General features: G+C 72.4%; 8 protein-coding genes. 6 read left to right on the top strand and 2 right to left on the bottom strand.

The window, feature by feature from the left end; all coding sequences use genetic code 11:
- Positions 1-743 (top strand): MFS transporter (locus tag ACZ6IM_RS29415; RefSeq protein WP_469560501.1); only part of this gene is annotated, 743 nt, incomplete at its 5' end.
- A 147-nt stretch (positions 744-890) separates the two neighbouring features.
- On the opposite strand, the gene ACZ6IM_RS29410 is transcribed toward ACZ6IM_RS29415, so the two are convergent.
- On the bottom strand, positions 891-2,351 hold the full coding sequence (locus ACZ6IM_RS29410; protein ID WP_052838390.1) for a cytosine permease: 1,461 nt from the start codon (positions 2,349-2,351) through the stop codon (positions 891-893).
- Between the two features lie 181 nt (positions 2,352-2,532).
- Here ACZ6IM_RS29410 and ftsY point away from each other — a divergent pair, with 181 nt between their 5' ends.
- Positions 2,533-3,741: a signal recognition particle-docking protein FtsY gene (gene ftsY, locus ACZ6IM_RS29405; protein ID WP_052838389.1), complete on the top strand. Its 1,209-nt coding sequence runs from the start codon at positions 2,533-2,535 to the stop codon at positions 3,739-3,741.
- A gap of 382 nt (positions 3,742-4,123) precedes the next feature.
- Here the strand turns inward: ftsY and ACZ6IM_RS29400 are convergent, their stop codons facing one another.
- Positions 4,124-4,795, bottom strand: a complete 672-nt coding sequence (locus ACZ6IM_RS29400) for a bifunctional DNA primase/polymerase (RefSeq protein ID WP_052838388.1) — start codon at positions 4,793-4,795, stop codon at positions 4,124-4,126.
- A gap of 445 nt (positions 4,796-5,240) precedes the next feature.
- Here ACZ6IM_RS29400 and nsdA point away from each other — a divergent pair, with 445 nt between their 5' ends.
- The 4 genes from nsdA (at position 5,241) to ACZ6IM_RS29380 (ending at position 11,246) form a co-directional block, all read left to right on the top strand.
- A complete protein-coding gene (nsdA, locus tag ACZ6IM_RS29395; protein WP_052838387.1) occupies positions 5,241-6,743 on the top strand; it encodes a transcriptional repressor NsdA in 1,503 nt (500 codons plus the stop codon).
- Positions 6,744-7,063: 320 nt separating this feature from the next.
- Positions 7,064-8,410 carry an ammonium transporter gene (locus ACZ6IM_RS29390; protein WP_052838386.1) on the top strand — a complete coding sequence of 449 codons (1,347 nt, stop codon included), beginning with the start codon at positions 7,064-7,066 and terminating at the stop codon, positions 8,408-8,410.
- A complete protein-coding gene (locus tag ACZ6IM_RS29385; protein WP_003973409.1) occupies positions 8,407-8,745 on the top strand; it encodes a P-II family nitrogen regulator in 339 nt (112 codons plus the stop codon). The genes ACZ6IM_RS29390 and ACZ6IM_RS29385 overlap by 4 nt, the downstream gene beginning before the upstream one ends.
- A 26-nt stretch (positions 8,746-8,771) precedes the next feature.
- Positions 8,772-11,246: a [protein-PII] uridylyltransferase gene (locus tag ACZ6IM_RS29380; protein WP_469560493.1), complete on the top strand. Its 2,475-nt coding sequence runs from the start codon at positions 8,772-8,774 to the stop codon at positions 11,244-11,246.
- Positions 11,247-11,258 lie beyond the last annotated feature (12 nt).

Here is an 11,258-nt window from a genome sequence, read left to right as displayed (position 1 = left end):
GCGCCAAGAAGATCCTCGAAGAGGTCGAGGGCAAGAACGTGGACTTCGACGCCCGCGTCACCGAGATCGAGCACGCCATGCACCGTGAGGAGAAGTCCTCCTTCAAGGACCTCCTCGGCGGCAGCTTCTTCTTCAAGCCGATCGTCTGGATCGGTATCGGCCTGTCGGTCTTCCAGCAGTTCGTCGGCATCAACGTCGCGTTCTACTACTCCTCGACGCTGTGGCAGTCGGTCGGCGTCGACCCCACCGACTCCTTCTTCTACTCGTTCACGACGTCGATCATCAACATCATCGGCACCGTGATCGCGATGATCTTCGTGGACCGCGTCGGCCGCAAGCCGCTCGCCCTGATCGGCTCCGTCGGCATGGTGATCGGTCTGGCCCTGGAGGCCTGGGCCTTCTCCTTCGACCTGGTCGACGGCAAGCTCCCGGCCACCCAGGGCTGGGTGGCCCTGATCGCCGCCCACGTCTTCGTCCTCTTCTTCGCCCTCTCGTGGGGTGTCGTCGTCTGGGTCTTCCTCGGCGAGATGTTCCCCAACCGGATCCGCGCCGCCGCCCTGGGCGTGGCCGCCTCCGCGCAGTGGATCGCCAACTGGGCCATCACCGCGAGCTTCCCGTCGCTGGCCGACTGGAACCTCTCCGGCACCTACGTGATCTACACGGTCTTCGCGGCCCTCTCCATCCCCTTCGTGCTGAAGTTCGTGAAGGAGACGAAGGGCAAGGCCCTGGAGGAGATGGGCTGACCGCCCACCGCCCCGAACTCGGGGAGGAGGGCCAAGTCCCCGCTGCCCCTCTCCCCGTACCGTCCGCAGCCCCGTCCGGTCGTACTCCGGGCGGGGCTGCGGTGTGTCGTCGAGCATCCGCACGGCGGAGCCGCCGCGGAACCGTTGTCAGACGCGCACGGTCCCGGGCTCCGCGGTCCGCTCCGCCGGTGCCGCCGGTGCCGCCGGGGCGACCACCGCGGGCTTCGGCAGGACGACGTACAGCAGGCCGGAGATCACCACGGTGGCCACCCAGCCGAGTCCGTACTCGCCGATCACGTTGTTCGCCGCGAGCGGGCCGGTGAACCAGTCGGACGTGGTGAACATCAGACCGGCGACCAGGCCCACCGCCCAGGCGGCCACGGCCGCGGGGGAGAAGCCGCCGCGGTACCAGTAGGCGCTGGTGCGGCCGGTGTCGGCCAGGGCCTCGGCGTCGTACTCCCGGCGGCGCAGCATGTCCGCGCCGAACACGCCGACCCATGCGGAGAAGGCCACGGCGAGCAGCGACAGGAAGGCGATGAACGAGCCCATGAAGCTGGTCGCCACCAGCATCAGCACACCGCCGAAGACCAGCGAGATCACGGCGTTCACCGAGACCGCCCAGTGCCGCGGGACCTTGAAGCCCAGGGTCTGCGCGGTGAAGCCCGCCGAGTACATCGACATCGAGTTGATCAGCAGCATGCCGATCAGCGCGATCAGCAGGTAGGGCACGGCGATCCAGGTCGGCAGGATCTCGCCCAGGAAGGAGACCGGGTCGGCGGCCGAGGCCAGGTCCGGTGTGGAGACCGCCATGACCGCGCCCATCAGCACCATCGGCAGCACGACGATCCCCGCACCGCCGACCGTGACCCCCACGATCCCCTTCGAGGAGGCCGTGCGCGGCAGGTACCGCGTGAAGTCCGGCGCGGACGGGATCCAGCTGACGCCGCCGGCCGCGATCAGACCCACGCCCGTGATCATCGCGGCCACCGAACCGGCGGACCGGTCGAACACCGCGGACCAGTCGGTGTCCACGACCAGGTAGCCCAGCACCAGCACCGAGAAGGCGCCGAAGAGGTACGCCGCGTACTTGTTGCACTTCTGCACGGCGTTGATGCCGAGCCCTGAGATCGCGAACGTCGCCACGACGAAGAGGAGCAGCGTCACCATGTCCAGCACGCTGTTGGCGCGTATGCCGAACACGATGTCCAGGACCGTGAGCACGGCGTAGGCGCCGGTCACCGCGTTGATCGTCTCCCAGCCCCAGCGGGCGACCCAGATCAGCGAACCCGGCAGCAGATTGCCCCGCTGCCCGAACACGGCACGGGACAGCGCCATCCCGGGAGCGCCGCCCCGCTTGCCCGCGATGCCGATCAGGCCGACCAGGCCGTAGGACACGACGGGCGCCGCGGCCGCGACGACCAGGGCCTGCCAGAAGTCGAGCCGGTAGGCCACGACGAGGCTCGCGCCCATCGTGAGCAGCAGCACGCTGATGTTGGCGCCGACCCAGGTCGGGAACAGCTCGCGGGTCCGGGCGGTGCGCTCGTGGTCGGGCACCTGCTCGATGCCGCGGGTCTCCAGGGCGCCTTCGTTCTCGGCGGTCTTGCTCATGTGGGGGGTCCGTGCCTCGATCGTGGGGAGAGGGGAGCGGTCGGGACTCTACGCGCGTTGACGCGGCCTTCTCCATCGTACTTTGCTCCGACTCGTTCCCTCCAGGGGCCTTTGTCCGGTGGAAACCACAAGGGGCTGGTAGCGGGGGGCCGCGCCGGGGGTCGCGCATACTGGTCCCGTTATGGAAATCGTCATCCTTGCTGTAGTCATCGCCGTGGTCGTGATCGGCGCGCTCGGCGGGCTGGTCGTCGGCAGCCGCCGCAAGAAGCAGCTGCCTGAGCCGCCCCCCGCCACGCCCGACATCACCGCCCCTCCGGCCGAGCCGCACGTCGGCGACGAGGCCGAGACGCCGCGCGACGAAACGCGCCGGACGATAGAGGAGGTCGACCTCCCGGACGGCGGCACCGCCACCGTCGAGGAGCCGCCCGTCGTCGAAGAGCTCGAGATCCCCGAGATCGAGGTTCCCGAGCCCACCGCCGGCCGACTGGTCCGGCTCCGTGCCCGCCTCTCCCGCTCGCAGAACGCCCTCGGCAAGGGCCTGCTGACCCTGCTGTCCCGGGAGCACCTCGACGAGGACACCTGGGAGGAGATCGAGGACACGCTGCTCACCGCCGACGTCGGCGTGCAGCCCACCCAGGAGCTGGTGGAGCGGCTCCGTGAGCGGGTGAGGGTCCTCGGTACCCGCACGCCCGAGGAACTGCGCACCCTGCTGCGCGAGGAGCTGATCACCCTCGTCGGCCCCGACATGGACCGAGAGGTCAAGACCGAGCCCGCCGCGAGCAAGCCCGGCATCGTGATGGTCGTCGGTGTGAACGGCACCGGCAAGACCACCACCACCGGCAAGCTCGCCCGCGTCCTGGTCGCCGACGGCCGCAGCGTTGTCCTCGGCGCCGCCGACACCTTCCGTGCCGCCGCCGCGGACCAGCTCCAGACCTGGGGCGAGCGCGTCGGGGCCCACACCGTGCGCGGGCCCGAGGGCGGCGACCCCGCCTCCGTCGCCTTCGACGCGGTCAAGGAGGGCAAGGAGATGGGCTCGGACGTCGTGCTCATCGACACCGCCGGCCGCCTGCACACCAAGACCGGCCTCATGGACGAGCTGGGCAAGGTCAAGCGGGTCGTGGAGAAGCACGCGCCGCTGGACGAGGTGCTCCTCGTGCTCGACGCCACCACCGGCCAGAACGGTCTGATCCAGGCCCGGGTCTTCGCCGAGGTCGTGAACATCACCGGCATCGTGCTCACCAAGCTGGACGGCACGGCCAAGGGCGGCATCGTGGTCGCCGTCCAGCGCGAGCTGGGCGTGCCGGTCAAGCTGATCGGACTCGGCGAGGGCGCGGACGACCTGGCGCCGTTCGAGCCGGCGGCCTTCGTGGATGCCCTCATCGGCGAGTGACGCCGTCCGCCGGCGCCCGCGCCGGCATCCAGGCGAGAAGCGCCCGCCCCCCGAACCGGGGGACGGGCGCTTCGCCGTGTGGCGCGGCCGGTCACGGGTGGCCGGTCGCGGGAGTGACGACGCCGGTGGCGACGATGCCGGTGACGGTCCGGCCTGCGCGTCGACGCACGGGGCGCCGGTACTGACGGGCGCGTGGCCCTACCTGGGGCGGAGTGGCGGGGCAGTCGCGCAGGGAGTGACGGCGGCCTGGGCGCGTGCGGGGCCGTGGCAAGGCGGCCGTCGGCAGGGTCCGTCGAGCGGCGGGCACCGGGACGCGCGAGGCGTGTGTGCGGGCAGGGGCGGCGCTTCCGGCCGGAGTGTGGGTCCGCAGAGGGGCGGAGGCCTACGCCCGGGACCGGTGGGCCACGTACGCCAAGGTGCCGAGGAGCAGCCGTGCCGCCGGTGGCTTCGTGGCCGAGTCGAGCGCGGGGGGCCGCAGCCAGCGCACCGGGCCCCGGCCGCCGCGGTCGGAGGGCGGGGCCGTGATGTACGTACCGGGGCCGAGGCCGCCGAGGTCGAGCGCCGACGGGTCGTCCCAGCCCATGCGGTACAGCAGCCGGGGCAGCTCGGCGGCTGCGCCCGGGGCGACGAAGAAGTGGACGCGGCCCTGCGGAGTGGCCGCGACCGGGCCCAGCGGGAGGCCCATGCGCTCCAGCCGGGCCAGCGCCCGCAGCCCCGCGGACTCGGCCACCTCGATCACGTCGAAGGTCCGCCCGACCGCCAGCATCACCGCGGCGCCGGGGAACCGCGCCCAGGCCTCGCTCGCCTCGTCCAGGGTCGCCCCGGCGGGCACCCGGGGTGCGAAGTCCAAGGGGTGCGCGCCCGGGGCCGGACAGTCGGGCCGGCCGCACGAGCAGGCGCCCCCGGCGGCCCGGGCGCCCGGCACCACGTCCCAGCCCCACAGCCCCGTGAACTCGGCCACGACGGTGCGCTCCGAGGCGCGGCCGCGGCGGCGCGCGCCGGACCGGATCTCGCGCATGCCCCGACTGCTGCCGATGCCGATCGTGAAGCCCATGCCCCCTCCAACGGGTCCGACGCAGCGGCGGTTACGCAGCGAACGTGAAACGTGACTCTCTGCTTCCAACTCCCCAGTCCGGCGCGGTTCAGACAGCGTCCGGAAGCACTGCGGGTGGTGCGTCCGACCGCGCACGCCCCGGCGTGCACCGTTGCACCGGCTCCCGGTTGGCCTATGTCAAGTGAATCGCGTCCCGGCCACCGCGAGTTCATTCGAAGGGGTGGCGAATGGTGGCGATTCCGCAATCGCCATGGCTGGACGAGTGATCGTAGGACTACTTTGTGTGCATGGAGCCTTGGGGCACATGCACTTGTGGGTATGCCGGAGGCAACCCGGCTTTCCGTTCGAAGGGTGCCAACCACCGGACGGAGGGCCGCAACCACCGGCATTCTGATAGGGCTTGGCGCACTCGGCGACAGGTGGTCTCAGGGATGGGGGCGTTCCAGTGAGTGGCAACGGCGGAAGCGGTACCGGCGCGGTGAGCGCGTCGCACGCTGACAAGCGCCCGAACGAGCTGCTCACCTCCTGGTTCGCCCGCAGCGGCTGGTCCAAGGGCGAGCTGGCCCGCCAGGTCAACCGCCGCGCCCGCCAGTTGGGCGCCAACCACATCTCCACCGACACCTCACGCGTGCGCCGCTGGCTCGACGGGGAGAACCCTCGCGAGCCGATCCCGCGGATCCTGTCCGAGCTGTTCTCCGAGCGTTTCGGCGTCGTCGTCTCCGTCGAGGACCTGGGCCTGCGTTCCACCCGCCCCACGCCCTCCGCGACCGGCGTCGACCTCCCCTGGACGGGCCCGCAGACCGTGGCCCTGCTCAGCGAGTTCTCGCGCAGCGACCTCATGCTGGCGCGGCGCGGCTTCCTCGGGAGCTCGCTGGCCCTCTCCGCGGGCCCGTCCCTCATCGAACCCATGCAGCGCTGGCTCGTCCCCACGCCCTCCGCCACCCCGCAGACGGCCGGACGCGAGGCCGCGGCACCCGCCAACCGCGCGCGTGGGCGCCTGTCCCGGCCGGAGCTGGACCTGCTGGAGTCCACCGCCGTGATGTTCCGCCGCTGGGACGCCCAGTGCGGCGGCGGCCTGCGCCGCAAGGCCGTGGTCGGCCAGCTGCACGAGGTCACCGACCTGCTCCAGGAACCCCAGACGGAGGCCACCCGCGCCAAGCTCTTCAAGGTCGCCGCCGAGCTGGCCGAGCTGGCCGGCTGGATGTCGTACGACGTGGGGCTCCAGCCCACCGCCCAGAAGTACTTCGTGCTCGCCCTGCACGCCGCCAAGGAGGCGGGGGACCGTCCGCTCGGCTCGTACATCCTCTCCAGCATGAGCCGCCAGATGATCCACCTCGGCCGGCCCGACGACGCCTTGGAGCTGATCCACCTCGCGCAGTACGGCAGCCGGGACTGCGCCAGCCCCCGCACCCAGTCGATGCTGTACGCCATGGAGGCCCGTGCCTACGCCAACATGGGGCAGCCCGGCCGCTGCAAGCGCGCGGTGCGCATGGCCGAGGACATCTTCGCCGAGGCCGACGAGTGGGACGAGCCGGACCCCGACTGGATCCGCTTCTTCTCCGAGGCCGAGCTGTACGGGGAGAACAGCCACTCCTTCCGCGACCTCGCCTACGTGGCCGGCCGCAGCCCCGCCTACGCCTCCCTCGCCGACCCCCTGATGCGCCGGGCCGTGGAGCTCTTCGCCAAGGACGAGGAACACCAGCGCTCCTACGCGCTGAACCTGATCGGCATGGCCACCGTCCACCTGCTGCGCCGCGAGCCGGAGGAGAGCACCGTCCTGGCCGTCGAGGCCATGCGCATCGCCAAGAAGGTCCGCTCCGAACGCGTCAACACCCGCATCCGCAAGACCGTCGACACGGCCGTACGCGATTTCGGGGACCTCGGTGAGGTCGTCGACCTCACCCAGCGGCTCGCCGTCGAGTTGCCGGAGACCGCCGAAGCGGTCTGAACCCCCACCAGCCCCGGCCGCGGCCGGCCCTCCCGAACTGCCCGACTCGGCTCCCCCATGCCAGGTCATTCGGAGGCCCGCCGCGGCCGGCTTGTGTCCCGGTGCCGACCGCCCCGCCACGACGGCGACCGCACCGGCCCGCACCCGGCCGTTCACCCACGCGTAACACGCACCGCGCCTTCGTCACGGCGGCGAAACAACGAGGGGCTTCCACCGAAACCGCGCTGCGCCAATCTCATGGCGCATAACCGGCCCACCCCTCACCGCCCGCCCGCCAGGCTTCGCCCGCACGGGGCCGTACCAACGACGAGGAGACGCCGATGGCTCCAGCCATCACGCTCGCGGCAGAGACGGAGCTCTCTGCCGCCAACACAGGCTTCATGCTCATCTGCTCCGCCCTGGTGATGCTCATGACGCCGGCCCTGGCCTTCTTCTACGGAGGCATGGTCCGCGTCAAGAGCACCCTGAACATGCTGATGATGAGCTTCATCAGCCTCGGCATCGTCACCGTCCTGTGGGTGCTGTACGGCTTCTCCATGGCGTTCGGCACCGACTCCGGCAGCGTCGTGGGCTGGAACTCCGACTGGGTCGGGCTCAGCAACATCGGCCTGACCGAGCTGTGGGACGGCTACACCATCCCCGTCTTCGTGTTCCTCGTCTTCCAGCTGATGTTCGCCGTCCTCACCCCCGCCCTGATCAGCGGCGCCCTCGCGGACCGGGTGAAGTTCACGGCCTGGGCGCTGTTCATCGCCCTGTGGGCCACGATCGTCTACTTCCCCGTCGCCCACTGGGTGTGGGGCGCGGGCGGCTGGGCCTTCGAACTGGGCGTGATCGACTTCGCCGGCGGGACGGCCGTGCACATCAACGCCGGTGCCGCCGCGCTCGGCGTGATCCTCGTCATCGGCAAGCGGGTCGGCTTCAAGAAGGACCCGATGCGCCCGCACAGCCTCCCGCTGGTCATGCTCGGCGCGGGCCTGCTGTGGTTCGGCTGGTTCGGCTTCAACGCCGGCTCCTGGCTCGGCAACGACGACGGCGTCGGCGCGCTGATGTTCGTCAACACCCAGGTCGCCACCGGAGCCGCCGTCCTCGGCTGGCTCGCCTACGAGAAGATCCGGCACGGCGCCTTCACCACCCTGGGCGCGGCCTCAGGCGCCGTCTCCGGCCTGGTCGCCATCACCCCGGCCGGCGGCGCGGTCTCCCCGCTCGGCGCGATCGCCGTCGGCCTCATCGCCGGAGTGGTGTGCGCCATGGCCGTCGGCCTGAAGTACCGCTTCGGCTACGACGACTCCCTCGACGTGGTCGGCGTCCACCTCGTCGGCGGCATCCTCGGCTCGCTGCTCATCGGCTTCTTCGCCAGCGGCAAGGGCCAGTCCGACGTCGAGGGCCTCTTCTACGGCGGCGGCCTCGACCAGTTCTGGAAGCAGTGCGCGGGCGTGTTCGGCGTCCTCGCCTACTCCCTGGTCGTCTCCGCGGTCCTCGCCTTCCTGCTGGACAAGACGATCGGCATGCGGGTATCGGAGGACGTCGAGGTGGCCGGCATCGACCAGGCCGAGCACGCCGAGACCGCATACGACTTCAGCGGCGCCGGCGGTGGTGCCGCCCGGACGACCGCCACGCCGGCCGCCTCCACGGCCGCGTCGGCCCCGAGCAAGAAGGTGGACGCATGAAGCTCATCACCGCCGTCGTCAAGCCGCACCGGCTCGACGAGATCAAGGAGGCCCTCCAGGCCTTCGGGGTCCACGGCCTGACCGTCACCGAGGCCAGCGGCTACGGCCGCCAGCGGGGACACACCGAGGTCTACCGGGGTGCCGAGTACACCGTCGACCTGGTGCCCAAGATCCGCATCGAGGTCCTCGTCGAGGACGACGACGCCGAGCAGCTGATCGACGTCGTGGTCAAGGCGGCCCGCACCGGCAAGATCGGCGACGGCAAGGTCTGGGCGGTCCCGGTCGACACGGCCGTACGGGTCAGGACCGGCGAGCGCGGACCCGACGCGCTCTGACACGACCAACGAACAGGAGTCGCCGGGTGACGAGTACGGACGTGACGCGAGAAACAGAAGGCTCGGGACCCAGCGGCTACGCGGCGGCCCGGCTGCGCCTCCTCACCGAGGGGGCGCGGTCCGGGCCGCCGCGGCGCAGGGCGCTCGCCGACCTGACGGACGACTGGCTGGCGGGCCTCTTCGACGCGGGCGCCGGGGGACAGGTGGGGGTCTCGCTCGTCGCGGTCGGCGGCTACGGGCGCGGCGAGCTGTCCCCGCGCAGCGACCTGGACCTGCTCCTGCTGCACGACGGCCGTGACGACAAGGCGGTCGCGGCCCTCGCCGACCGCCTCTGGTACCCGGTCTGGGACCTCGGCATCGACCTCGACCACTCCGTACGCACCCCGCAGCAGGCCCGGAAGACCGCGGGCGAGGACCTGAAGGTCCAACTCGGTCTCCTGGACGCCCGCCACCTCGCCGGAGACCTCGGCCTGACCGCCTCCCTGCGCACCGCCGTCCTCGCCGACTGGCGCAACCAGGCACCCAAACGCCTCCCCGAACTCCGTGACCTGTGCGCCGAGCGTGCCGAACGCCAGGGCGAGCTGCAGTTCCTGCTGGAACCCGACCTCAAGGAGGCCCGGGGCGGCCTGCGCGACGCCACCGCCCTGCGTGCCGTCGCCGCCTCCTGGCTCGCCGACGCCCCGCGCGAGGGACTCGCCGACGCCCGGCGCCGGCTGCTCGACGTACGCGACGCCCTCCACCTGGTCACCGGCCGGGCGACCGACCGGCTGGCGCTGCAGGAACAGGACCAGGTGGCGGCCGAGCTGGGCCTGCTGGACGCCGACGCACTGCTGCGGCAGGTGTACGAGGCGGCCCGCCTCATCTCCTACGCGGGTGACGTCACCTGGCGCGAGGTGGGCCGCGTGCTCCGCTCCCGGTCCGTACGGCCGCGGCTGCGCGCCATGATGAACGGCGGAAAACCGGTCGCCGAGCGCTCCCCGCTCGCCGAGGGCGTCGTGGAGCAGGACGGTGAGGTGGTACTCGCCCGCACCGCGCGCCCCGAACGCGACCCCGTGCTCCCGCTGCGTGCCGCGGCCGCCGCCGCACAGGCCGGGCTCCCGCTCTCCCTGCACGCCGTACGGCGCCTGGCGGCCACCGCGCGCCCCCTGCCCACACCCTGGCCCGCCGAGGCACGTGAGGAACTGGTGACCCTGCTCGGCTCGGGCCGGCCCACGGTGCAGGTCTGGGAGGCACTGGAGGCCGAGGGGCTGGTCACCAGGCTGCTGCCCGACTGGGAACGGGTCCGCTGCCGCCCGCAGCGCAACGCCGTGCACCTGTGGACCGTCGACCGGCACCTGATCGAGACCGCGGTCCGCGCCGCCGGGTTCACCCGCCGGGTGCACCGCCCCGACCTGCTGCTGGTCGCCGCACTGCTGCACGACATCGGCAAGGGCTGGCCCGGCGACCACTCCGTGGCCGGCGAGACCATCGCCCGGGACGTCGCCACCCGCATCGGCTTCGACCACGCGGACGCGGCCGTCCTGGCCACCCTCGTACGCCATCACCTCCTGCTCGTGGAGACCGCCACCCGGCGAGACCTGGACGATCCGGCCACCGTGCGCGCGGTCGCGGACGCGGTCGGCACGGAGCACACGCTGGAGCTGCTGCACGCCCTGACCGAGGCGGACGCGCTGGCCACCGGGCCCGCCGCCTGGTCGTCCTGGCGCGCTTCCCTCGTCGCCGACCTGGTGAAGCGGGTCGCCGGGGTGCTGGCCGGGGAGCCGCCGGCCGAACCCGCGGCCGCCGCGCCCACCGCGGAGCAGGAGCGGCTCGCGGTCGAGGCCTTCCGTACGGGCGGTCCGGTACTGGCGCTGCGGGCCCAGACGGAAGCCCCGATCACCGGTTCCGCCGGCTCCGCGATGCCTGACGCGGTCGCGGCCGACGGTCCCGAGCCCCTCGGTGTCGAGCTGCTGATCGCCGTACCCGACCAGGCCGGCGTGCTCCCGGCGGTCGCCGGGGTGCTGGCCATGCACCGGCTGACCGTCCGCACCGCCGAGCTGCGGTCCCTTCCGCTGCCGGACGGCGTCGAGGGCTCCGTCCTGCTCCTCGACTGGCGGGTCGCCGCCCAGTACGGCTCCCTGCCCCAGGCCGCCCGGCTCCGTGCCGACCTGGTCAGGGCCCTGGACGGCACCCTGGACATCGCCGGACGCCTCGCCGAACGGGACGCGGCCCACCCCAGGCGCCGGGGCGTCGAGCCGCCCCCGCCCCGCGTCACCGTCGCCCGGGCCGCGTCCCGGCTGGCCACGGTGATCGAGGTCCGGGCGCAGGACGCCCCGGGGCTGCTGTTCCGGCTCGGGCGGGCGCTGGAGGCGGCGGGAGTGCGGGTGCGGAGCGCGCACGTGTCCACGCTGGGGGCGAACGCGGTGGACGCGTTCTATGTGACGCGGGACGAAGGGGTGCCGTTGCCGGGGGACACGGCGGCGTCGGTGGCCCGGGAGCTGGAGGAGTCGCTGCGGGTGTGACCTCGTGGTCGG

Source organism: Streptomyces sp. NPDC042336 (assembly GCF_055581985.1).
Note: the sequence above shows the minus strand (reverse complement) of the source record. Positions and strands in the feature narration are given on the sequence as shown.